Annotated in this window: 27 protein-coding genes; 14 read left to right on the forward strand and 13 right to left on the reverse strand. The window is 64.6% G+C overall.

What is annotated here, in order from left to right; all coding sequences use genetic code 11:
• Positions 1 to 14 precede the first annotated feature (14 nt).
• Complete coding sequence (locus tag J2X56_RS10395; protein WP_134136698.1) at positions 15 to 341, reverse strand: DUF3861 domain-containing protein; 327 nt, start codon at positions 339 to 341, stop codon at positions 15 to 17.
• A 34-nt stretch (positions 342 to 375) separates the two neighbouring features.
• Positions 376 to 1,005, reverse strand: a complete 630-nt coding sequence (locus J2X56_RS10400) for a PadR family transcriptional regulator (protein ID WP_039784268.1) — start codon at positions 1,003 to 1,005, stop codon at positions 376 to 378.
• A 242-nt stretch (positions 1,006 to 1,247) separates the two neighbouring features.
• Between J2X56_RS10400 and J2X56_RS10405 the strand changes: the two genes are divergently transcribed.
• Complete coding sequence (locus J2X56_RS10405; protein ID WP_121043388.1) at positions 1,248 to 1,844, forward strand: peroxidase-related enzyme; 597 nt, start codon at positions 1,248 to 1,250, stop codon at positions 1,842 to 1,844.
• A 19-nt stretch (positions 1,845 to 1,863) separates the two neighbouring features.
• Here J2X56_RS10405 and J2X56_RS10410 read toward each other — a convergent pair whose 3' ends face one another.
• Entirely contained in the window at positions 1,864 to 2,364 is a 501-nt protein-coding gene (locus J2X56_RS10410) for a nucleoside 2-deoxyribosyltransferase (RefSeq protein ID WP_134136697.1), read from the reverse strand.
• 55 nt (positions 2,365 to 2,419) lie between these two features.
• A complete protein-coding gene (locus J2X56_RS10415) occupies positions 2,420 to 4,885 on the reverse strand; it encodes an acyl-CoA dehydrogenase (protein WP_310160044.1) in 2,466 nt (821 codons plus the stop codon).
• A gap of 251 nt (positions 4,886 to 5,136) precedes the next feature.
• On the opposite strand from J2X56_RS10415, the gene J2X56_RS10420 reads away from it, so the two are divergent.
• The 12 genes from J2X56_RS10420 (at position 5,137) to J2X56_RS10475 (ending at position 12,651) form a co-directional block, all read left to right on the forward strand.
• Positions 5,137 to 6,018, forward strand: coding sequence for a neutral zinc metallopeptidase (locus tag J2X56_RS10420; RefSeq protein WP_121043397.1), 882 nt, complete (start codon positions 5,137 to 5,139; stop codon positions 6,016 to 6,018).
• 39 nt (positions 6,019 to 6,057) lie between these two features.
• The gene (locus J2X56_RS10425) at positions 6,058 to 6,438 is read left to right on the forward strand and encodes an MAPEG family protein (RefSeq protein ID WP_039784256.1); all 381 of its coding nucleotides are present in this window, start codon (positions 6,058 to 6,060) and stop codon (positions 6,436 to 6,438) included.
• Between the two features lie 14 nt (positions 6,439 to 6,452).
• The gene (locus tag J2X56_RS10430) at positions 6,453 to 6,740 is read left to right on the forward strand and encodes a hypothetical protein (RefSeq protein ID WP_310160051.1); all 288 of its coding nucleotides are present in this window, start codon (positions 6,453 to 6,455) and stop codon (positions 6,738 to 6,740) included.
• A 92-nt stretch (positions 6,741 to 6,832) separates the two neighbouring features.
• The gene (locus J2X56_RS10435; protein ID WP_034335781.1) at positions 6,833 to 7,054 is read left to right on the forward strand and encodes an RNA-binding S4 domain-containing protein; all 222 of its coding nucleotides are present in this window, start codon (positions 6,833 to 6,835) and stop codon (positions 7,052 to 7,054) included.
• Positions 7,051 to 7,668, forward strand: coding sequence for a DUF924 family protein (locus J2X56_RS10440; RefSeq protein ID WP_310160054.1), 618 nt, complete (start codon positions 7,051 to 7,053; stop codon positions 7,666 to 7,668). Before J2X56_RS10435 ends, J2X56_RS10440 begins: the two co-directional genes overlap by 4 nt.
• 92 nt (positions 7,669 to 7,760) lie before the next feature.
• Positions 7,761 to 8,276 (forward strand): type IV pilus modification protein PilV, encoded by a 516-nt coding sequence (gene pilV / locus J2X56_RS10445; protein ID WP_252695562.1) that lies wholly within the window; start codon positions 7,761 to 7,763, stop codon positions 8,274 to 8,276.
• A 35-nt stretch (positions 8,277 to 8,311) separates the two neighbouring features.
• Positions 8,312 to 9,190 carry a PilW family protein gene (locus J2X56_RS10450; protein ID WP_310160059.1) on the forward strand — a complete coding sequence of 293 codons (879 nt, stop codon included), beginning with the start codon at positions 8,312 to 8,314 and terminating at the stop codon, positions 9,188 to 9,190.
• On the forward strand, positions 9,187 to 9,819 hold the full coding sequence (locus J2X56_RS10455) for a pilus assembly protein (RefSeq protein WP_310160062.1): 633 nt from the start codon (positions 9,187 to 9,189) through the stop codon (positions 9,817 to 9,819). The genes J2X56_RS10450 and J2X56_RS10455 overlap by 4 nt, the downstream gene beginning before the upstream one ends.
• A gap of 2 nt (positions 9,820 to 9,821) precedes the next feature.
• Positions 9,822 to 10,277: a type IV pilin protein gene (locus tag J2X56_RS10460; protein ID WP_310160066.1), complete on the forward strand. Its 456-nt coding sequence runs from the start codon at positions 9,822 to 9,824 to the stop codon at positions 10,275 to 10,277.
• A gap of 4 nt (positions 10,278 to 10,281) precedes the next feature.
• A complete protein-coding gene (locus J2X56_RS10465) occupies positions 10,282 to 10,755 on the forward strand; it encodes a GspH/FimT family pseudopilin (RefSeq protein WP_310160069.1) in 474 nt (157 codons plus the stop codon).
• Positions 10,756 to 10,863: 108 nt separating this feature from the next.
• A complete protein-coding gene (gene ribD / locus J2X56_RS10470; protein ID WP_209534187.1) occupies positions 10,864 to 11,985 on the forward strand; it encodes a bifunctional diaminohydroxyphosphoribosylaminopyrimidine deaminase/5-amino-6-(5-phosphoribosylamino)uracil reductase RibD in 1,122 nt (373 codons plus the stop codon).
• Positions 11,986 to 12,030: 45 nt separating this feature from the next.
• Positions 12,031 to 12,651, forward strand: coding sequence for a riboflavin synthase (locus J2X56_RS10475; protein WP_310160074.1), 621 nt, complete (start codon positions 12,031 to 12,033; stop codon positions 12,649 to 12,651).
• A 26-nt stretch (positions 12,652 to 12,677) separates the two neighbouring features.
• Here the strand turns inward: J2X56_RS10475 and J2X56_RS10480 are convergent, their stop codons facing one another.
• The 9 genes from J2X56_RS10480 to andAc form a co-directional block, all read right to left on the reverse strand.
• Positions 12,678 to 13,541 carry an alpha/beta hydrolase gene (locus J2X56_RS10480; RefSeq protein WP_310160076.1) on the reverse strand — a complete coding sequence of 288 codons (864 nt, stop codon included), beginning with the start codon at positions 13,539 to 13,541 and terminating at the stop codon, positions 12,678 to 12,680.
• 72 nt (positions 13,542 to 13,613) lie between these two features.
• A complete protein-coding gene (locus J2X56_RS10485) occupies positions 13,614 to 14,324 on the reverse strand; it encodes an ABC transporter ATP-binding protein (RefSeq protein ID WP_134223149.1) in 711 nt (236 codons plus the stop codon).
• Positions 14,321 to 15,088: an ABC transporter ATP-binding protein gene (locus J2X56_RS10490; RefSeq protein WP_310160080.1), complete on the reverse strand. Its 768-nt coding sequence runs from the start codon at positions 15,086 to 15,088 to the stop codon at positions 14,321 to 14,323. Before J2X56_RS10490 ends, J2X56_RS10485 begins: the two co-directional genes overlap by 4 nt.
• Complete coding sequence (locus J2X56_RS10495) at positions 15,078 to 16,031, reverse strand: branched-chain amino acid ABC transporter permease (protein ID WP_121043433.1); 954 nt, start codon at positions 16,029 to 16,031, stop codon at positions 15,078 to 15,080. The genes J2X56_RS10490 and J2X56_RS10495 overlap by 11 nt, the downstream gene beginning before the upstream one ends.
• A gap of 8 nt (positions 16,032 to 16,039) precedes the next feature.
• Positions 16,040 to 16,954, reverse strand: a complete 915-nt coding sequence (locus J2X56_RS10500; RefSeq protein ID WP_034335816.1) for a branched-chain amino acid ABC transporter permease — start codon at positions 16,952 to 16,954, stop codon at positions 16,040 to 16,042.
• Between the two features lie 12 nt (positions 16,955 to 16,966).
• A complete protein-coding gene (locus tag J2X56_RS10505; protein ID WP_209567466.1) occupies positions 16,967 to 18,145 on the reverse strand; it encodes an ABC transporter substrate-binding protein in 1,179 nt (392 codons plus the stop codon).
• A gap of 102 nt (positions 18,146 to 18,247) precedes the next feature.
• The gene (gene andAb, locus J2X56_RS10510) at positions 18,248 to 19,321 is read right to left on the reverse strand and encodes an anthranilate 1,2-dioxygenase ferredoxin subunit AndAb (RefSeq protein ID WP_310160086.1); all 1,074 of its coding nucleotides are present in this window, start codon (positions 19,319 to 19,321) and stop codon (positions 18,248 to 18,250) included.
• Positions 19,322 to 19,328: 7 nt separating this feature from the next.
• Complete coding sequence (andAd, locus tag J2X56_RS10515; RefSeq protein ID WP_034335823.1) at positions 19,329 to 19,829, reverse strand: anthranilate 1,2-dioxygenase small subunit AndAd; 501 nt, start codon at positions 19,827 to 19,829, stop codon at positions 19,329 to 19,331.
• On the reverse strand, positions 19,826 to 21,106 hold the full coding sequence (gene andAc / locus J2X56_RS10520) for an anthranilate 1,2-dioxygenase large subunit AndAc (RefSeq protein ID WP_121043447.1): 1,281 nt from the start codon (positions 21,104 to 21,106) through the stop codon (positions 19,826 to 19,828). Before andAc ends, andAd begins: the two co-directional genes overlap by 4 nt.
• 257 nt (positions 21,107 to 21,363) lie before the next feature.
• Here andAc and J2X56_RS10525 point away from each other — a divergent pair, with 257 nt between their 5' ends.
• On the forward strand, positions 21,364 to 22,524 hold the full coding sequence (locus tag J2X56_RS10525; protein ID WP_280921005.1) for a muconate/chloromuconate family cycloisomerase: 1,161 nt from the start codon (positions 21,364 to 21,366) through the stop codon (positions 22,522 to 22,524).
• Positions 22,525 to 22,576: the final 52 nt, after the last annotated feature.

Genomic DNA, 22,576 nt, shown 5'->3' on the forward strand with positions numbered 1-22,576 from the left:
GTCCGGCGCGCATCTTATTCGGAGGCGGCTTCGTCCTGCGCTGCGGCAGCGGCCTTGCCCTGCGACTTCAGCTTCATGATGAAGTCGCGCAAGGCCGGCTGAATATCTTCGAACAGCGGATGCTTGCGATTCTTGAGCATCACCTCCGAGAACAGTTTCAACCCCAGCGCCAGCTGCGCGCTGGTGTCGCTGTCGAACTGCCCGTTGCCACGCAGGCGGGCGACGATACTGAAGATATCGTCATGGTTGCCGGCCTCGAAACTCAGGGGCGCGTGCAAAGGCTGTCCCTCCGAGGCGGGGGCCAGATGCTCCAGAGTGATGCGGTAGCGATGTTCTCTCATGTGAAGTTCCTTTCCAAAATCCCGGATCGCCGGATCAGGCGCGTTCCACCGCCACGGCGGCGCGATCGATGATGTCGATGATGGCGTGCAGTTCTTCCTTGGCCAGCTTGCCCTTGGCCAGGCGCGTATGCAGGGCCATGCGGAAATTCTGCACGGCGCGGCGCAGTTCGGGCGAATCGGCGTCGGGACGCTCCTGGCGGCGCAATTCGAACTTGCGCAGCACCTGCTGCAGCAGCTCGGCGTTTTCCTTTTCTTCCAGATAGGCCTTGCCCTCGGCGCTGAGGGTGTAAAGCTTCTTGCCGCCATCCTCGCCCTGCACCGAGGCATGGCCCATTTCTTCCAGCAGCGTCAGGGTCGGGTAGATCACGCCGGGGCTGGGGCTGTAGCCGCCGCCGACCAGTTGCTCGATGGCCTTGATCATGTCGTAGCCGTGGCGCGGCTTTTCCTGCAGCAGATGCAGCATCACGATGCGCAACGCGCCCTGCTCGAACATGCGCGCGCCGCGTCCGCCGCCGCCTTCACGGCCGCCGGGGCCATGATGGCCACGCGGACCGCGCGGCTCGTCATCTTCAAACAGGCCGCCGCCATGATGCGGGCGGTCGTGACGCTGGTGCTTGGGGCCGTGGCCGGGTTCGCCGGGTTGATTGAATAAATGCTTGAACATGGTATTTCCTTCTTGTCAGGTGGCTGAGGCAGCGACTGACGCACGCTGCGGGTCGATCGATATAGCCAAGATATATCTTAATTCGCCGCATTTCAAGATATATCTTAATAATATTTCAGAAAGGTTTCCAAAAAGGAAATCTGAAGCAAAAAGCTTCACCGTCAGTCCGGCGACATTACCTGTGGGCCAGAAGTGCTAAGTTCTTGATGCAGCATCCACAACAAATGAACAAGGAGACAAGCATGACCCCAGCCACCGCTCCCGATGCGCCCATCGGCCGCTTTCCCATCCCCGATCTTCATACCCTGCCGGAGGACATCCGCAGCCGCATCCTGGCCGTGCAGGAAAAGTCCGGATTCATCCCCAACGTGTTCCTGGTGCTGGCGCATCGTCCGGATGAATTCCGCGCCTTCTTCGCTTATCACGATGCGCTGATGGACAAACCCGGCGGCCTCACCAAGGCCGAGCGCGAGATGATCGTGGTGGCCACCAGCAATGCCAACCAGTGCCAGTACTGTGTGGTGGCGCATGGTGCCATCCTGCGCATCCGCGCCAAGGACCCGCTGCTGGCCGACCAGGTCGCCATCAATTACCGCAAGGCCGATATCAGCGCGCGGCAGAAGGCCATGCTGGACTTCGCCATGAAGGTCTCGGCCAGCGCCTGGGCTGTCAATGAAGAGGATTTCGCCACGCTCAAGGCGCATGGCTGGAATGAGGAAGATGCCTGGGACATGGCCGCCATCGCGGCCTTCTTCGGCATGTCGAACCGGCTGGCCAACGTGACCGGCATGCGGCCCAATGAAGAGTTCTACCTGCTGGGGCGCCTGCCCCAGCAGTGAAGCAGGAAAGCGGTGGCGATCAGCGCTGGTCCGCGTGCCAGCGCGCCACCCTTTGCAGGCAGTCATGCACGTCGCCTTGTACCAGCTCGGCGGCATGCGCCAGCATGAGGTTGCGCGGCAGGCCGAAGTCCTCGATGAACATGCCGTCATGGCAGACGCCCGGTTCAGCCTGCGGCACCTGTTGCAGCAAGTCTTGCGCAGGCGTGTTGTAGCACCACACCTTCTTGCCGCGCCCGACGGCATAGCCGATCTCGAAGACCGTGCCCGAGTCCGGCTCATGGCCACGGAAATCGCACACATTGGCCACCACATAATCGGCGGAGTCGATCAGGGCCACGTTGATCTCGTAGATGCGGCGCGCCACCTCGGACTTGCTGTCGCCGCTGACCTCGTCATCACCCGGGCACAGGGCGACCAGCCCGAGGTCGGCGCACCACTGCTTGATCTGAAGTTTGTGCTGCGCATAGTCGCGCTGGAAGACGTCGGGGCCGGCCATGTAGATGCGGGGCTGCGGGGTCATGGTTCATCCTGTGGAATACGCGGGAACCGGCAGGATAACGCAAACCTTCATCTCCTTATGAACGCTGCTGCGCCACGATCTCCGCACGGTCGAAATCTGCGCCGAAGTCATCGACCTGCACGCTCTGGTCGCCATAGTGGGCAAAGGCATCGACCGCTTCCTTCTCCTGCTGCGAGATCAGCTGGCGTTCCAGCGCCAGCGCACTCCAGGCCGGAACTTCCAGCAGGCTCTGCGGCATCGGCGGCAGCTTGCCTTCCTTGATGTCGGACTTGAGGCGATGCTCCAGTTGCTGCACCACCGGCGCGAGCACGAAGGCTTTCTCGCCGCAGGCCAGCGGATCGCCCTCGCGCGGCAGGTAGGCACCGGCCACCAGGCGGTTGCGGCTCTCACCCGGGGTCTGCATGGCCTGGGCCACGCTCGTGCCGAGCACATCGGAAGGCTTGCGATACGGCAGGCCCAGCGGGAAGATCAGCACCCGCAGCAGTACCGCGATGAACGGATTGGGGAAGTTGTGCAAGACATCGATGATGGCTTCCTGGGCGCGATGCAAGGCATCCTGCACCGACCAGTCCACATAGGGCAGGTCTTCTTCCTGCCGGCCGTCATCCTCGAACCGCTTCAGTACCGCCGACACCAGATAAAGCTGCGAAACCACATCCCCCAGCCGTGCCGATATCCGTTCGCGGAATTTGAGCGTTCCGCCCAGCACGCCCATGCTCACATCGGTGAGCAGCGCAAAGGCCGACGACAGATGCACCACCGCACGGAAATAGCCCCGCGTGGCACGTGCGGCATGGCTGGACGAGGGCAGCAGCCAGCCCCGGCTGATGCCGCCCACGAAGCTGCGCGCGGCATTGGCAGCCACGAAGGAGAGATGCCCGAAGAGCAGGCGGTCGAATTCCTGCACGGCGCGCTCGCGGTCCTCGTCGGCGGCGGTGGCCAGTTCCTGCAGGACGTAGGGATGGCAGCGGATCGCGCCCTGGCCAAAGATGATGAGGCAGCGCGTCAGGATATTGGCCCCTTCCACCGTAATGGCGATAGGCACCTGCTGATACGCGCGCGCCAGGAAGTTGCCCGGCCCCATGCAGATGCCTTTGCCGCCGATGACGTCCATGCCGTCATTGACCACCATGCGCCCGCGCTCGGTGACGTGATACTTGGAGATGGCCGAGATGACCGAAGGCTTCTCGCCGGCATCCACCGCCAGCGCCGACAAGCGGCGCGTGGCATCCATCATGTAGAGATGCCCGCCCATGCGCGCCAGGGCCTCCTGCACGCCTTCGAACTTGCCGATCTCGATCTTGAACTGGCGTCGCATGGCCGTGTAGGCGCTGGTGCCACGCACGGCCAGCTTGGAAAAACCGACGCTGGAGGACGGCAGCGAAATCGCCCGCCCTGCCGCCAAACATTCCATGAGCATGCGCCAGCCGCGTCCGACCTGCCCGGCACCGCCGATCACCCATTCCATCGGAATGAAGACATCGCGCCCCTCGGTCGGCCCGTTCTGGAAGACGGCATTGAGCGGCCAGTGACGGCGTCCGGTGATCACGCCCGGATGGTCGGTCGGGATCAGGGCGCAGGTGATGCCGGGTTCGGCATCGCTGCCCAGCAGGCCATCCGGATCGCGCACGCGGAAGGCCAGGCCCAGCACGGTGGCAATCGGTGCCAGGGTGATGTAGCGCTTGCTCCAGGTGACGCGAAAGCCCAGCGTCTCGCGGCCCTCATGCTCGCCCTTGCAGACGATGCCCACATCGGGAATGGCGGCCGCATCCGAACCCGCATAGGGACTGGTCAGCGCAAAGCAGGGAATCTCCAGCCCCTGCGCCAGGCGCGGCAGGTAATGATTTTTCTGGGCGTCGGTGCCGTAATGCAGCAGCAATTCGGCCGGGCCCAGCGAATTGGGCACCATCACCGCGATGGCGGCGGCCGAACTGCGCGAGCCCAGTTTCATCACCACCTGCGAATGCATGTAGGCCGAGAACTGCTTGCCGCCGTATTGACGCGGAATGATCATGCCCAGGAAACCCTTGTCCTTGATGAACTGCCAGGCGTCGGGCGGCAGGTCCTGGGTCTTCACGCTGGTGTCCCAGTCGCTGACCATGGCGCACAATTGCTCGACCTCGTTGTCGAGGAAGCTCTGCTCTTCCGGCGTCAGGCGCGGCGCGGGCAGGTCGAAGAGGCGCTTCCAGTCCGGCTTGCCGGAGAACAGTTCGGCATCCCACCAGACGGTACCGGCCTCGATGGCATCGCGTTCGGTGGCGGACATGCGCGGGGCGATCTTGCGGAACAGGTCCAGCGCCGGGCGTGTCATCAGCGACTGTCGGACGGACTTGATCGCCACCAGCAGCGTGGGCGTGAAGAAAAGGATGGCCAGCAGCACCAGCACCGGCAATTCGATATCGGCCAGGCGCGCGCCCAGCCAGATCAGGACCGCTTCAGCGACCAGCCAGACCCAGGCGCTGGCGCGCATCATCATGAGGGCCAGCGCGCCGGCGATGAGAAGAATGAGCCAGATGATCATGTCGTCTCCTGTACTGTTGTCGTTGTGAGCGTTAGGAATGCAGGCTGCCGGGAACAGTGTGGCATCGATTGCCGACAGCGCCAAGCCGCTCCCCGCTTTGTCACCCTCCTGCTGCCTCAACCTACACCGCCAGCTCATCCGGCGGAATCGGACAGAGCAACCTCACACGGTCAGACAACGCCCGACATGCCGCGGCCCATGCCATCCATTACAATCGCGCCATTGCAGACTGCAGCACCGGAGAACACATCATGAAATGGGAAGGCAATCGCGAAAGCGACAACGTGGAAGACCGCCGTGGCGAGGGTGGCGGCGGGGGTGGCGGTTTTGGCTTCGGCGGGCGCTCCATCGGGCTGGGCACGGTCGCGGTGGCGCTGGTGGCCTCCTACTTCCTGGGCATCAACCCGCTGACCATGCTCAACCTGCTCTCCGGCGGCGGCTCGCCTGCGCCGGTGCAACAGCAGGCACCGGCCCACAAGCCTTCGCCCAATGACCAGATGGCGCGCTTCGTCTCGACCGTCCTGGCCGATACCGAAGATACCTGGGGCCAGATCTTCGCCAACAACGGCAAGCAATATGTGCGGCCCAAGCTGGTGCTGTTTTCCGGCAGCACGCCGACCGCCTGCGGTACCGGCCAGACCGCCACCGGCCCCTTCTACTGCCCCGGCGACCAGAAGGTGTATATCGACCTGTCGTTTTATGAACTGATGAAGCAGCGCTTCAAGGTGTCCGGCAATTTCGCGCAGGCCTATGTGATCGCGCATGAAGTCGGACACCACGTGCAACACTTGATGGGCATCTCCGACAAGGTCGATGCTGCCCGCCGCAATGCCACCGAAAAGCAGGCCAATGCCATGTCGGTGCGGCTGGAACTGCAGGCGGACTGCTTCGCCGGAGTCTGGGCCTATCACGCCAACCAGGCGCGTCACATCCTCGAAGAAGGCGATATCGAGGATGCCTTGAATGCCGCCTCGGCCATCGGCGACGATGCCCTGCAACGCCAGGCGCGCGGCGTGGTCGTACCGGATTCCTTCACCCATGGCAGCTCGGCGCAGCGCGTGACCTGGTTCAAGCGCGGCATTTCCGAAGGCAAGGTCAGCGCCTGCAACACCTTCGCTGCCAAGGAACTTTGATTCACTGACAACTGACATCACAACGAGGAGACCTCCTGCATGACCCTATCCTACTGGTGCATCCTGATTGCCGGCCTGATGCCGGTGTTCACCATCGCCGTGGCCAAGTATGGCCGGCGCGACTTCGACAATGCCGAACCGCGCGCCTGGCTGGACAAGCAGACCGGCGTGCGCCGCCGCGCCGACTATGCGCACCGCAACCACTTCGAAGCCTTCCCCTTCTTCGCTGCCGCCGTGCTGGTGGCGCAGCAAGTGGGCGCAGCGCAGGGACAGATCGATAGCGCCGCGCTGGTCTTCATCGCCGCCCGCATCCTCTACACGGTGCTGTACCTGACGGACAAGCCCTCGGCCCGTTCGGCGGTGTGGATCATCGGCTACCTGAGCGTGATTGCGCTGTTCGTCATCGCTGCGCGCGCCTGAGACGGGAAGCTTCGATGAGCCATCCTGCCGCTTCCCGACTGCATTTCATGCGTGCATCATTGAATGCCCTGCGCACCGGCCAAGGCAATATCGCCAGCCTGTGCAGTACCTGGCGGGCCCAGGAAGAGGTCATGACCGCCCTGCCGCCGCGCTATCGCCAGGTCGCCGAAGACCTCCTGGGCCGGCTGGAAGCGGGCAGCCTCTTCACCGAAGAAAGCTGTTCCTTCAGCCAGAAGGACCTGACCGACAGCCTCTCCACCTGGCTGGACAAGGCGCAGCAGACGCTGGCAAGCGCCACCTGAACGTCGGGGCGGCTGGACAAATGGCCGCGCCGGGCGTACCGTACCGGTCCCCCGTGCCGCCTGTTGCGGCCGGGGTTTCCGAAAGAAAGCACATGCAAAAGATCACCTTCCCGCTGCAGGGCCATCCCTACGTCGAACTGAACCAGCTGCTCAAACTCTGCGGCCTGTGCGACAGCGGCGGTGCCGGCAAGCAACTGGTGGCCGACGGCCAGGTCAAGGTCGACGGCAAGCTGGAAACCCGCAAGACCTGCAAGATCACCGTCGGCCAGAAAGTCACCCTGGGCGACGTGCAGATCACGGTGCTGGCCGAATGAGCCCGCACGCCGGCGTCGACGCGATACTGGACTTCTGGTTCGGCCCCGATTGGGAGCAGCTCCCCGCGCATCAGGTGGCCGAACGCCAGAAGAAACTCTGGTGGAGCAAGAACCCCGACATCGACGCCGAATGCCGCACCCGCTTCGCCCCTCTGGTGCAGCAGGCGGCCGCCAACCAGCTCGATGACTGGACCGAATCCCCGCGCAGCATGCTGGCCCTGATCCTGTTGCTGGACCAGATGCCGCGCAACATCTACCGCGACACCGCCCAGGCCTTCGCCCACGATGAACTGGCACGCCAGTGCAGCCATCTGGCGCTGGCCATGGGCCTGGATGCAGAGTTGCCGCCGCTGGCCCGGGTGTTCCTCTACCTGCCGCTGGAACACGCCGAAGACCTCGACGACCAGGAGTACGTGGTGCAGCTCATGGGCGCACTGGCCAAGGCGGCCAGCGCGGAAGACAAGGCGACCTTTGACGGCTATGCCGACTATGCGCGACGACACCATGCCGTGATCGCGCGCTTCGGACGCTTCCCCCACCGCAACCGCATCCTGGCGCGCGAGAGCACGCCGGAAGAAGTCGACTTCCTCAAGCAACCGGGCTCTTCCTTCTGAAGTTTTCGATAGCAGCGCACTGATTCGGGGTTTTGCTGGAGCGGCATTTTCTTTTTCCCTAGACTCGCGGGCTTTCCTTTCCAGGATTTCCCATGCGCGGTCGCTCCCCAGGTTTCTCGATGATGGAGGTGCTGGTGGCCATGCTGGTCATCGGCACCGGTGCGCTGGCCATCGCCATGCTGCAACTGCACGCGCTGCGCAGCAGCCAGGACAGCAGCCTGCACGCCCGTGCCACCCTGCTGGCGCAGGAACTGGCCGAATTGCGCGCAGCCTTGCCGGCCAGCGCTGGCGTCGCCGATCCCCTGTTGTTTTCCCTCGCGGCGGGCAAGCCGTTCACGGCCCATGCCGATTGCGAACAGAGTGCCTGCAGCCCGGCCGATTTCGCCCGGGCCAGCCTGGCGGACTGGAGCGGCCGGCTGGTCCGCGATTTCCCGCAAGCGCGCGTCACCGTCTGCCGTGACGGCCCGCGCCCGCCCCCCGAAGACTGGCGCTGCGACGGCCTCGAAAGCAGCCCTGCCGTCCTGAAGATGGCCTGGCATCGCCCCGGCGCGGCCAAGGGGATGGCCGTTGCCGCCGCGCCGCTGGTGAGCCTGAACCTGGGCCGCTGACGATGCCGGCCCGGCCCCTCTTCCCGGCGCGCGCGATGCGTCTGCATGAGACCGGACTGACCCTGGTCGAACTGATGATTGCGCTGGCCATCGGCCTCCTGGTGGTGCTGGTGGCTGGTACGCTGCTGCAGCAGGCGCGTGAGGCGTACCAGGAGATGGACGATGCCGGCCGCGTCGAGGAAACCGGCCGCGTGGCCCTGGATCACCTGCAACAAGTGTTGCGCCAAGCCGGCCATCTGCCGCTGGAAAGCCTGCCCGACGGCAGCTCGCCCGCCCTGCTGCCGGGCCTGCGCGGGCTGGATGACAGCCGCCAGGCCGACGCCCTCGATCCCGCCGCCGGACTGTTCGGCAGCAGTACCGGTGACGGCGTCAACCACAGCGATCTCCTCATGCTCGGTTTCTTCGGTGCCCCGCGCGGCAGCCATGCCGAAATCAGCCACTGCAGCGGCGCGCAAGCTCCGGTGGGCAAGCCGGAAGAAGCCGCGCGCCACTGGGTCATCTACTACATCGCACCCGGCACCGGCGACGAGCCCGAGCTGCGCTGCCGCTACCAGGGCAAAAACGGCAACTGGACCTCGGACGCCATCGCCCGTGGCGTGGAAGCCATGCAATTGCGCTATGCCATCGACAGCGATGGCGATGGCCGTCCAGATCGCTGGCTGGATGCCTCGGCCATGCCGGGCGAGGCCTGGGGCCGGGTGATCCTGGTGCGCATCGCGCTGCTGGTGCGCGGCGTACAGCGACGGCCGGCCGCGCCGGGCAGTGAAACCCGCAGCTACGACCTGTTCCTCCCCGGCCGACCCAGCGATCCGGCGTGGCGCGTCACCGAGACCGGGCAGGAGCAGCGGCGGCGTGCGGTCTTTCAAGGCAGCGTCATGCTGCGCAACCTGTCCATGGCGGAGGCCGGGAAATGAAGAGGCCACCATGTCACCCGCGCCAGGGCGGTGCCACGCTGATGATCACGCTCATGCTGCTGAGCGTGATCCTGTTGCTGGGTGCGGCCACCACCTCACTGCTCCTGCTGGAGGAACGCGGCGCGCGCAACCATCGCGAACGTGCCCAGGCCAGGCTGGCCGCCCAGGCCGCGCTGGAAGATGCCTGCGACGACCTGCGCTACCACCGCCAGATCGATCCCGGGCAATTCACTGCCAGGCGCGCCTGCCGCAGCGATGCCGCCGGTGCCGGCCTGTGCGTGGGCCAACACGACCGCGCCGGCTGGGAGCCTGCACAACTGCATGGGCCCGACGCCCTCTCGGCCACCTACGGCCAGTTCACCGGACGGCGCTATCGCGCCCTGCCCGGCGTGGCGACGCCGCGTTATCTGATCGAACGTCTGGCGCCGAAGTCCGACAAGAGCACAGGCAAGCTCCCCGGCGACGAAGAGGCTCCCACCCTCTATCGCCTCAGCGCCGTCGGCTACGGCCGGCAGGGTGCCATCGTGGCGCTGCAGGCGCTGGTGCAGTTGCCCGCCCGGCCCGCCAGCGTGCCCGCCAGTTGCCCGCTGCGGGCCTGGCGTCCTCTCTATCTTCCCTTGACGGAATGACCATGTACCCTCCCTTGCGCTCCTCTCCCGCTCCGGCAAATGGCTTCACACTGCTGGAAATCCTGGTCAGCCTGGCCATCGTGATCCTGCTGGCCGGGCTCGGCTGGAACGGTTACCTTCACATCGTCAAGAAAGCCAGCCGCGCCGAAGGACGCGCGGCCATCCTCCACGTGCTGCTGCAACAGGAACGGCACTACGCCTACCAGCATCGCTACCGGCCCTTCCAGCCGGGCAGCGCGGCCCAGGGGTTCAAGTGGTATTCCGGGGCCACACCGCAAACCAGCGCCTATGCCCTGTCGGCACGCGCCTGCGAGGATGAGGATCTGGCCAGCTGCGTGCTGGTCATCGCCACGCCGGGCGGCAGCGGCGTCAACACCGCCCATGAAGATGCCCAATGCGGCGTGCTGCAAGCCGACAACCGGGGCAATCGCCGCGCCGACGGCAAGGAGTGCTGGTGACCTCATGCGCGCAACCGGATTCTCGCTCATCGAACTCATGGTGGTGTTGCTGATCGCGGCCCTGGTGCTGGCCGCCGGCATCCCGGCGCTGCAACAGCTCTCCACCGAACACCAGCTGGCGGCGGCCGGCAGCGATTTCTTCCACGGCGTGCAACTGACCCGCTCCGAAGCCCTGCGCGCCGGCCGCCGCGCCGAGATGCGTCCGCGCGATGGCCGCGACTGGCAGAGCGGCTGGGAGATCCGGGTCGGACAACAAGTGGTCGCCCATCATCGCGCTCTGGAGGTCGGCATCGCCGTGGCCTACACCACCGGCGGCGAACTGGTGGCCTACCAGCCGGACGGCCAGCCGGTCACGCGCGGCAGCTGGTACTTCAGCAGCGGCGTGAATTCGCGTGCGGTGGTGATCAACTTCCTGGGGCGGGTACGGATCTGCAATCCCATCCTCGATAGCCAGTGCAGCCTGGCCGCGCCCGAGTAGATCGCCGGTGCCGCCGGCCTTGCGGGCGATCCGGCAAAGCCGTGTATATTGACGGGCATCCGGCCTCGCCCCTGGCAGGCCTTGCCGCCTATTTCGTGTTAGCACACCATGACTTCCACTGCAGATCCGCTCTACCTGTTCGACATCGAGAATGACCAGCAAGCCATGGCCCTGGCCTTGCTGCAAGCCGGCTTCGGCATGCTCGACACCACCCCCAATCCGCGCGTGGGCTGCGTCATCGTCAAGGACCGGCGCATCATCGGTGCCGGCTTCACCCAGCCGCCCGGCGGCAACCACGCCGAAATCCAGGCCATGGCCGATGCCGCCGCGCGCGGACACGAGGTGCGCGGTGCCACCGTCTACGTCACGCTGGAACCCTGCAGCCATTTCGGCCGCACCCCGCCCTGTGCCGATGCGCTGGTGCGCGCCGGCGTGGCGCGCGTGGTCGCCGCCATCGCCGACCCCAACCCGCTGGTGGCCGGACAGGGACTGGCCCGCCTGCAGGCAGCCGGCATCGAGGTCGCCTGCGGACTGCTGGAGGAAGAGGCGCGCGAGATCAACATCGGCTTCCTGCATCGCATGCGCACCGGACGTCCGTGGGTACGCATGAAGAGCGCCGCCAGCCTGGATGGCAAAACCGCCCTGCACAATGGCGTGAGCCAGTGGATCACCAGCCAGGCCGCGCGCGACGACGGCCACATCTGGCGCGCCCGCGCCTGCGCCATCATGGCCGGCATCGGCACCATCCAGAAGGACGATGCGCAACTCACCGTGCGTGCCATCGACACCCCGCGCCAGCCGCGCCGCATCGTGGTCGACAGCAAGCTGATCGTCTCGCCCGAAGCGCGCGTGATCCAGGGCGGCAATACCTGGGTCTTCACCGCCACCGATGACCGCGAAAAGCGCGCCGCGCTGGAAGCCGAGGGGGCCGAAGTCATCCTGCTGGACAACGCCGAAGGCAAGGTGGACCTGCCGGGCCTGGTGCGTGAACTGGGCCAGCGCCAGATCAATGAATTGCACGTGGAAGCCGGCGCCAAGCTCAATGGCGCGCTGATCCGCGCAGGCTGCGTGGATGAACTGCTGGTCTACCTGGCCCCGGCCCTGATCGGCGATGGCCGCAACATGTTCGAACTGCCGCCGCTGGAAGACCTGTCGGGCAAGATCGGCATCCACTTCCACGAGGTCAAGCAGGTCGGGCCGGATTTGCGTATCCTTGCCCGTTTCGCGTAAGCGTTTTTGCTTTTTCTTTCAGATTTTTTGTATCAGGACTGAATCATGTTTACAGGAATCGTTGCCGCCGTCGGCACCATCACCTCCGTCACCCCCCTGGCAGCCGGCCCTGACGCCGGTGTGCGCCTGACCATCGATGCGGGCAGCCTGCCCATGGCCGATGTCGGCCTGGGCGATTCGATTGCGCTCAATGGTGCCTGCATGACCGTAGTGGAGAAGACCGCCAGCGGCTTCACCGTCGATGTCTCGCGGGAAAGCCTGCGCCTGACGGCCGGGCTGGACGCCCCTGGCGAAGTCAATCTGGAAAAGGCCCTGACCCTGGCCGAGCGCCTGGGCGGCCACCTGGTCTCCGGCCACGTCGATGGCCTGGGACAGGTGCATTCCTTCGAGCCCGTGGGTGAATCGCGCGAGCTGATCGTCGATGCCCCCAAGGCGCTGGGCAAGTACCTGGCTTACAAGGGATCGATCGTGGTCAATGGCGTGTCGCTGACGGTCAACCGCGTGGAAGACCTGGCCGATGCCTGCCGCTTCTCGATCAACCTGATTCCGCATACGGTGGAAGTGACCACGCTCAAGCATCTGAAGGCGGGCAGCAAGGTCAATCTGGAGATTGACCTGATTGCGCGCTATGTGGAGCGCATGCTGTCTTCCTCGGCCGTTTCCTGAGCCCCACGCCTCCCTGCAGGTCGTCCTCAGCGGCGGCCTGCATCACCGATCTCCGCAATCACCGCACGGCACACCGGAGTGTCTCCATCAGCCAGCGGGAACAGCACCGTGTAGTGATGCGTCTGCGGCACCACATGATGCGCCACCACCTGCGGCCAGCAGTTGGCCATCACGGCCGCCTGCAGATGGAATTGCGCGGTCTCCAATTCGCCGATGATGGTATGCATGCGCGTGCCAGTGGGCCCGGCCTGCAGCACCGGTGAGAGCGCATCCGCACGCTGCTCGTCCAGCGTCAGTGCCTTGTTGAGCGAAGTCGGGATCAACGGCACCAGATCGAACACGCCACTGATGGCAAAGACGGCCTGCACCGGCAAGGCACTCGCCTGCGCGGCCACGAAGGCCGCCAGATGGCCGCCCGCCGAATGCCCCATCAGCGAGACACGATTCACATCGATGCCCAGGCGATCCGCCTGCTGCGCAATGGTGGCAAGCAACGCCTGTACCTCTGCCACCATGTACTCGATGCCTGCCTGCGGGGCCAGCGAATAATTGATCACCGCCACGCTGATGCCCGCCTTGACGTAAGGCGCGGCGATGAAGCCGATGTCACGCTTGTCGCCGCCCTGCCAGTAACCACCGTGGATGAACACCAGCAAAGGCCGCTGCGCCCCTTGCGCACGATAGAAATCGAAGCGCTGAAGCGGTGCATCACCATAGGCGATGTCGGACTCGGTCAGCAAGGTAGTGGCAATGGCGGCCGTCGCCTGCTGCCACTGCTGCAGCACCTGCGGAAAATCCGGAAAGGCGGCCTTGAGGTTGTAGCCCGCTTCGCACTCGGCGATGGGGCAAAGAACGCGGCGAGCGTCCGTCTTGACTTGATTGGGGAGCATTCAGTTTTCCTTAATGCTGTTTGCCACAGCATTAAACCTGCGTTAATGATCAATATCCGCGCAACAAGCACCTCACACGCTCAGATACTGATCCCACAATTCCGTCTGCACCGACAGCTGTGCCGAATCACCCTGCCAGACCACCTTGCCCTTTTCGAGGATGGTGTGCTGGTCGGCAAAGCCGATCAGACGCTTGATGTACTTGTCGATGACGATGATGGTCAGCCCATATTCGCGCAAGGCTTTCAGGCAAGTCCAGATTTCTTCCCGCACCAGCGGCGCCAGCCCTTCGGTGGCTTCATCCAGGATCAGCAGATGCGGATTGGTCATCAGCGCCCGGCCGATGGCCAGCATCTGCTGCTCGCCGCCGGAGAGCTGGCCGCCGCCATTGTGGCGGCGCTCCTTGAGGCGCGGGAACTGTTGATAAATCTTTTCCAGCGTCCACGGATTGTCGCGGCCGTTGCGGCGCGCCGCGAAGGCAGACAGATTTTCTTCCACGCTCAGGTTTTTGAAAATCTGCCGCCCCTCCGGCACGATGGCGATGCCGCGCCGGGCAATCGCATCGGCACTGGCGCTGTGGATGGCTTCGCCACGAAAGCGCACCACGCCGCCGGTCGGGCGATTCAATCCGAGGATGGTGCGCAGCGTGGTGGTCTTGCCCATGCCATTGCGGCCCAGCAGGGTTACCACTTCGCCTTCCCTGACCTGCATGTCGATCCCGAACAGCACCTGGCTCGCACCATAGCCGCCGGTCAGGCCTTCCACTTCCAGCAAAGCACTCATTGCGTTTCCTCCTCGCCCAGGTAGGCCAGCTTGACCTCGGCATTGGCGCGGATCTCGTCCACGCTGCCGGTGGCCAGCACCGCCCCCTGTACCAGCACCGTCATGCGGTCGGCGAGGGCGAAGACGGCCTCCATGTCATGTTCCACCAGCACCACCGTCAGCTCCTCCTTGAGGGACTGGATCAGCGCGATCATGTCGCCGGATTCCTCATGGCCCATGCCGGCCATCGGTTCATCCATCAACAGCACGCGCGGACCGCAGGCGATGGCCAGGCCCACATCCAGCCGGCGCCGCGCACCATGTGAAAGCTGCGACGACAACTGATGCACGACCTTCTCCAATCCGACCCGGCGCGCCACCGTCATGGCCGCTTCGCGTGCGGCGCGATCACTCGCGCTGGCATGGAAGAAGCCATAGCTGCGATGCTGCCCGCGCTGCACGGCCACCTGCAGGTTCTCCAGCACGCTCAGTTCATCGAAGACGCTGGTGATCTGGAACGAACGCACCAGCCCGGCCGCCACCCGCGCCTGTTCCGCGTGGCCATGCATGGGCTGGCCGAACAGGTGGACCTCGCCCGCATCGGCTGCCAGCGCCCCGGAGAGCAAGGACAGCAAGGTCGTCTTGCCCGCGCCATTGGGACCGATGATGGCGTGCACGTGGCCCGCTGCAATCTCCAGGTCGACGTCGCGCGTGGCCGCCAGGCCGCCGTAGTTTTTCTTCAGGCCCTTGACCGAGAGGGCCACCGCTGCCTGTTCACGCCCCATGCTGCTCTCCCTGCTTGAGTGTCTTGCCGATGGTGGCCAACGAGCTCACGCCGCGCGGCGCCACCATCACCACCAGCAAGAGGATCAGGCCGACATAGATCTGCCAGTATTCGAAATGGGTGGACAGCACTTCCTCCAGCAACAGGAAGGCCGCTGCGCCGAGCAGGCCGCCGTAGAAATACCCGACCCCGCCCAGCGCCACCATCACCAGCAGGATGCCGGACTGCGACCAGTGCAGCAGCTTGGGGCTGGCAAAGAGATTGCTCATGCCGATGAGGCTGCCAGCCAGTCCCGCGATGACGGCGGCGATCACGAAGGCCGCCAGCTTGTAGCGCAGCGCCGGATAGCCGATGGCCTGGGCGCGGCGCTCGTTCTGCCGGATGGCATTCAAGGCCAGCCCGAAGCGCGAGGCCAGCAGCCGCTGCAGCAGCACGAAGCTGGCCACCAGCCAGGCCAGCACGACCCAGTAGAAGGCGTTGTCGCCGCTCATGTCGAGACCGAAGCCCAGCAGCGGACGCGCCGTCACCTGCAGGCCATCGTCGCCGCCGTAATACCGGAAGCCGACGAAGAAGTAGTAGAACAATTGCGCCAGCGCCATGGTGATCATGATGAAATACACCGCCCGCGTGCGCAGTGCGATCACCCCGATCACCAGGCCGACCAGTCCCGTCACCAGCGCAGCCAGCAGCCAGATCAGCCAGGCACTGGTCACGCCATGGAAACTGGCGATGGCCGTGACATACGCGCCCAGCCCGAAGAACACCGCATGACCAAAACTGACCATGCCGCCGTAACCAAGAATGAAATTGAGGCTGGCCGCCACCATCGCAAAGATCAGGATGCGGGTGACCACGCCGATGTAGTACTCCATCCCGCTGGCCTGCGCCAGCAGCGGCAGCAGCACCGCCAGGACGAGCAGCAGGGGAACGAACAGACGTTGCATGGGATTCCTCAGGTACGGGCAGGGAACAGACCGCTGGGGCGCCAGAACAGCACCGCGATCATCACCAGGTAGATCATCATCGAGCCCAGCGCCGGACCGACCGAGGCGGCCGCATCGGCACTGAGGAAGAGCGCGAAGAGCTGCGGCAGCAAACTGCGCCCCAGCGTATCGACCACGCCCACGATGAGCGCACCGATGGCCGCGCCCGGCACCGAGCCGATGCCGCCGATGACCACCACCACGAAGGCCAGGATCAGCACGTCGTCGCCCATGCCGGCCTGCACCGCCACCAGCGGGCCGAGCATGATGCCCGCCAGCGCCGCCAGCAGCAGCCCGAAGCTGAACACCAGCCGGAACAGCAGGCGGATGTTGATGCCCATGGCCGTGACCATTTCCAGGTTGTTGGCGCCGGCACGCACCCACATGCCGATGCGCGTGCGGTTGATGAGGAAGTACAGCGCCACGGCCACCACCACGCCCACCGCCATGACCAGCAGGCGATAACTGGAATACGGCAGCCCGAACAGATTGACCGGCCCGGCGAAGGCCGGCGGCATGTTCAGCGGCAGGGGCTGCGGTCCCCAGATCATGCGCACGCCATCGTTGAAGATCAGGATGAAGGCGAAGGTGGCCAGCACGTGCACCATGTGGTCCTTCTTGTAGAGCCGCCGGAACACCAGCCACTCCAGCAGGAAGCCCAACGCTGCCGTGGCCGGCAGGGCCACCAGCAGGCCCAGCCAGAAGGAACCGCTGGCCCCGGCCACCACCGCCGCCACGTAGGCGCCGATCATGAAGAAGCTGCCGTGCGCCAGGTTCACGAAGTTCATCACGCCAAAGATCAGCGTCAATCCCGAGGCGATCAGGAACAGCATGACGCCGAACTGCAGGCTGTTGAGCACCTGCTCGAAGATCAGATTACCCAAGGTGCACCGTCCTCAAGGCATCTTGCATTGACCGACATAGGCGTCGACGTGATCGGGCAGCAGTGTCTGCGTCATGTTGTTGACGTACTTGCCGTCGGCACCCTTGGTCACCACGCGTGCATACTGATTCTGGATCGGGAAGTGATTGGCCGCGAACTTGAAGCCCCCGCGCACCGACTTGAAGTTGGCCGCCTTGATGGCTGCAATGAGCGCCTCGCGATTCTCGACCTTGCCGCCGATGGCCTTGACGGCGCTGTCGATGAGCATGGCTGCGTCATACGCCTGGGAGGCGAACATCGAAGGCTGATGGCCGTATTCCTTGACGTAGGCCGCCACGAAAGCGCGGTTCTGTTCATTGGGCAGATCGGCCGACCACTGGCCGGTGTTGGCCACGCCGGCGATCAGGTCTCCATTGGAGAGCATCTGCTGGTCCGCGTCATAGGCGGGCATCACGCGCACGATCTTGGGGTCCATGCCGGCGGCCGCGTATTGCTTGACGAAGTTCACGCCCATGCCGCCCGGCAGGAAGAAATACAGGGCATCGATATTGGCTGCACGCAACTGCGCGATCTCAGTCGCGAAATCGAGCTGGCCCAGCTTGGGGAAAAGTTCGACCGCAGGGTCTTTCTTGAGGAAACGCTTGAAGCCCGCCGAGGCATCCTTGCCCGCCGGATAGTTGGGGGCGATGATGGCCACGCGCTGGTAGCCCTTGTCGGCCATCAGCTTGCCGGCCGCTTCATGGGTGGCGTCGTTCTGGTAGCTGGCGCTGAAGAAATACGGATTACAGCCTGCACCGGCCAGTTGCGCCGGACCGGCATTGGCGCTGACCACCACGGTCTTGCTGGCGAAGGCCGCCGGAGCCACGGCCAGCAGGATGTTGGAATAGACGAAGCCGCTCAGGATATCGACCTTCTCGCGCTTGATGAGGCGGTCCGCGCCCTGCTTGGCGGCATCGGGGCTGAACTGGTCATCGACCACGATGACTTCGGCGGGCACGCCGCCGAGCTTGTTGCCCAGCATCTTCATGGCCAGCATGAAGCCTTCGCGCTCATCCACGCCGGGCGCACTGGCCGGGCCGCTCAGGGTGGTCAGGAAACCCACCTTCACCACATCGGCCGCCTGCACGGACAGGCTTGCGCCCGCCGCCATCGCCATCATTACCGCACCTGCCACTTTAGTGAGTCGATTCATGCCTGGATTCCCCTCTAGATTCTTTGGTTTGAATTCGGTGTGAAGCTGGAAGCGCAGCGGCGCGTGAAACCTGGATTTCACCGCAAGCCCGGCCTGGAAAAACTATTTACGCAGGTCGGCTTTCGAGACAAAGGCATCCGCAAAGAAAGCCGTCCCCGGCAGGCCGCAGGTGGCCGTGAAATCGCGCCGCGCTGACTCTACCACGACCGGCGCGCCACAGGCATAGACCTGATACGACTGCATCGCCGGTACATCCTGCATCACGGCCTGGTGGACGAATCCGGTGCGTCCGCTCCAGCCACTGGCGGCATCGGCCTCGGACAGCACCGGCACGTATTCAAACCAGGGCAGGCTCGCCGCCCAGTCGCGGCACAGTGCATCGAGATACAGGTCGGCGGCACGGCGACCGCCCCAGTACAGGCGCATCGCACGCGTGCTGCCGGTGGCGATGGCCTCTTCCACCAGTGCCTTGACCGGAGCAAATCCTGTGCCACTGGCCAGCAGGATCACCGGCTCGCTGCCCTCGCGCATGAAGAAGCTGCCGGCCGGTCCTTCGAGCGAAAACTGCTGCCCCGGCTGCATGCCGTTGAAGAGGCGGTCCGTAAACAGTCCGCCGGGCAGGTGGCGTACATGCAGCTCCAGCACATCACTACCGTCCCTCGCATAGGTCGCCATGGAATAGCTGCGGCGCTGGCCGTCTTCCAGCAGCAGGTCGATGTACTGGCCGGCGCGATAGGACAGCGGCGCTGCACAGCGCAGGCGCAGGATGGCCACGTCCGGAGCGGCGCGCGTGATGCTTTCCAGCGTGGCCTGCACCTGCTGCAATGCCGGTGCGGTACTCTCTGCAGGGGCTGCATCCCCCTCCCCGCCTACACCAATCTCCACCCGGCCCGCGACCACGCGCACCGGGAAGCTGCGCACCGCCTCGGTCACCGGCGCACACCGCGGCGCACCACTGCGTATGTCGAACAGCCCCTGGTGCAGCGGACACTCGACACAGCCATCTTCGACATAGCCATCGGAGAGCTTGGCATTGCCGTGGGTGCACAAGTCCTTGAGCGCAAAGATTTCCTCGCCCAGGCGGAACACCGCCACCGCCTGGCTGCCCGCGCGGGCCGCAGCCACTTCGCCCTCGGCGAAATCATCGGCATGGCCGACATCGAACCACTCGCTCATGGCCGCCTCAGATCGGAGTGGCCAACAGGGTCGCCACGCGCAGCGTGTCGTAGATCACGCGGCGGCGGGCATAGCGCCAGCCGGCCTCGGTCCTGACCACGCGGTCCTCATAACGGCCGGCCTGGTAGACGAAGGATTCGCCGTTCTGCAAGGTCTGCACCACCACGTAGCTCGATTGCGCATCCACCGAGCCGTCGGCATTCTGCGTGAACACCAGCCCGGAAGTCATGTGGCGATAGGTGTGCGCCTCGTAGATGTTGGCGTGGCGCAGCGAGAGCACGCGATCCTGCAGCATCTTCTTGCTGTCGCAATGGATGATGCCGATGGGCAGGCCGGCATCGGCGTTCTCGCGCGGCACGATTTCATACAGGCAGTCGTCGGTGAAAAACTCCGGCCACTGTTCCAGGCGGTCGTTGTCGAGCGCATGCACGTAGCGCTCCTGCAGTTGGTGCAGCTCGAACCACAAGCTCATCTGTTCCATGTTTTGCATCTGCTTTGCCTCGCTCATGCCTTCTCGATGGACGGGAAGCCCATCAGTTTCTGGTAGCCCATCCAGAACTTGCGGATCAGGCTTTCGGTAATCAATGTGTCTTCCTGGTCGGGATTGTCGCGCGCCATGTCGATGACCGAGCAGTGGTCAGGATCGCGGGCGGTGCCACGCTGCACCAGTTCGGTGGCCTCGGTGTCTTCCATCGAGATGTAGCCGGCCGGCCCCACCAGGTTGGCCTGCTTGATGCGCAGCGCGCGCAGCTCGGGGGTGTCGTCCTCGTAGCCGAAGAAGTGGAAGACCAGTTCGAAGTTGCTCGGTCCCTTGGGCAGCAACTGGCGCGCCACCAGGGTGTTATGGATCTGCTGCACCACCAGCTGCGGGAAGATGGGCTGGATGTGGTTGGTGGTCAGTTCCTCGAATTCCTTGATCTGGCCCAGCACCGACGGATCCTGCAGCGAGAAGCCCTCATCGAAGGAACGGATCTCCTGCTGCTTGTAGGCGTCCGCCGTCTCCACTTCATTCTTGGTGGCGGTGATGATGCTGTGCAGGCCATGGTGCTTGTCAGCCAGCGAGCGCGCCTTCATGCCCACGCGGAAGATGTTGAAGGTGGTGTGGAACAGGTGCAGCAGGCTGGCGTGATACGGGTCCTTGACGTTTTCCAGGTAGAGCTTCCAGTTCGACTTGGAATACTGGCGCGTGCAGCCGAGGTAGACGATGGGCTTGTGGAAGATGCGGTCGATCCACGGACGCATCTCGGCGCCGATGTAGTCCGGCAGCGATTCCACGGTCTCGCTGAAGGTGGCGAAGACCAGGCCCTTGTAGCTGTCCACGCGCAACTGGCGCAGGCCGTGGCACTTGGGATCGAAATCCTTGGCCATGCCGGTGGCGCCCTTCTGGCCACGGCGGAAGGGTACGCCCAGCAGGTTGCCGCGCGCATCGAAACTCCACTGGTGATAAGCACAGCTGTGCGAACTGGCATTGCCGCGCGGCGTGCGGCAGACGATGGCGCCACGGTGCGAACACTTGTTGACCCAGGCGGCCAGGCTGCCATCTTCGGTGCGGGTGACTACCACCGGGGTGTCGCCGACGAAGGTACTTTTGTAATCGCCGTTATTGGGAATCTCGGCTTCCAGTGCCAGGAAGCTCCAGGTCTCGCCACGGTAGATGCGTTCCTGCTCCAGGTCATAGACCTCTTTGGAGCTGAATACCTTGTAAGGAGTGCGTGCACCATCGGTGCGGGGGAATTGCACCAGCGGTGCATAGCCTTGCTGTTCGAGTTCGGTGGATGTGCTCATGCGACGGTCCTCATCGTTGGATGCCAGGCGGGGCCTGGACGATGAGCCATCTTAGGCAGAGTGCGCAAGGACGAATATCCGCCATTTGCATAGTTGCGGGGCAGTCTTGTCCGTTTTTTGCATACCTTTCACGTTATACCCAAAAGGTATGCAGCATGCCCGAATCGGTCTTGGACACCCGGGCGGCTTTGTTCCTATCATCCATTCCAAGTCAGACATCGTCAGCATTCGCCTTCTTCTTTTCTACGGACTGCATCTTGAATTCCACCCTGCCCGCCACCTCCATCGAAACCGTCGAGGTCCTGCTGCTGGACGTTCCCACCATCCGCCCGCACCGCCTGTCGATGACCACCATGCACCGCCAGACCCTGGTGCTGGTGCGCATCACCGGCAACGATGGCGTGGCCGGCTGGGGCGAGGCCACCACCATCGGTGGCCTCGCCTATGGCGAAGAAAGTCCGGAAAGCATCAAGGTCAACATCGACACCTACATCACGCCGCTGCTGTTGGGCGCCGATGCCAACCAGGTCGCCGCGCGCATGCATCACATTGGCGAACATGTGCAGGGCAACCGCTTCGCCAAATGCGCCATCGAGACCGCGCTGTCGGATGCACTGGCGCGCCGCCTCGGCGTGCCCCTGTCCACGCTCTTCGGTGGCCGGGTGCGCGAGAGCCTGCCGATTGCCTGGACCCTGGCCAGCGGCGACACGGCGCGCGACATCGAGGAAGCCGAGAAGATGCTGGCCCAGCGCCGCCACAACATCTTCAAGCTCAAGATCGGCGCGCGCACCGTGCAGCAGGATTGCGCCCACGTGGCCGCCATCAAGCGCGCCCTCGGCGAGCGCGGCAGCGTGCGGGTGGATGTGAACCAGGCCTGGACCGAGACCGAGGCCATGCTGGGCATGCAGCTGCTGGCCGATGCCGGCGTGGACCTGGTGGAGCAGCCCATCGCCGCCAGCCATCACGATGGCCTGGGCCGCCTGCGCCAGAAGAACCGCATCGCCATCATGGCCGATGAAAGCCTGCATGGTCCGCAGGATGCCTATCAACTGGCCCGCGTCGGTGCTGCCGATGTGTTCGCCGTGAAGATCAACCAATCCGGCGGACTGGCCGGTGCGCAACAAGTCGCGGCCATCGCCGCTGCCGCCCAGGTCGAACTGTATGGCGGCACCATGCTGGAAGGCGCCATCGGCACCATGGCTTCGGCCCAGTTGTTTGCCACCTTTGGCACGCTGGCCTGGGGCACTGAACTGTTCGGCCCGCTGCTGCTGACCGAAGAAATCCTGGCCACGCCGCTGCGTTACCGCGACTTCGCCCTGGAACTGCCGAGCGGCCCCGGCCTCGGCATCACCCTGGATGAAGATCGCGTCAACGCGCTGCGCCGCGACCGCAAGACCCCGCTGGTCTCCGTGGCCTGAACCATCGGCCCGGACCAACCGCACTCACCCCCACACATATCCAACCAGAGAC

The sequence above is a fragment of the Herbaspirillum sp. 1173 genome (assembly GCF_031455335.1).
Taxonomy (GTDB): domain Bacteria; phylum Pseudomonadota; class Gammaproteobacteria; order Burkholderiales; family Burkholderiaceae_D; genus Herbaspirillum; species Herbaspirillum huttiense.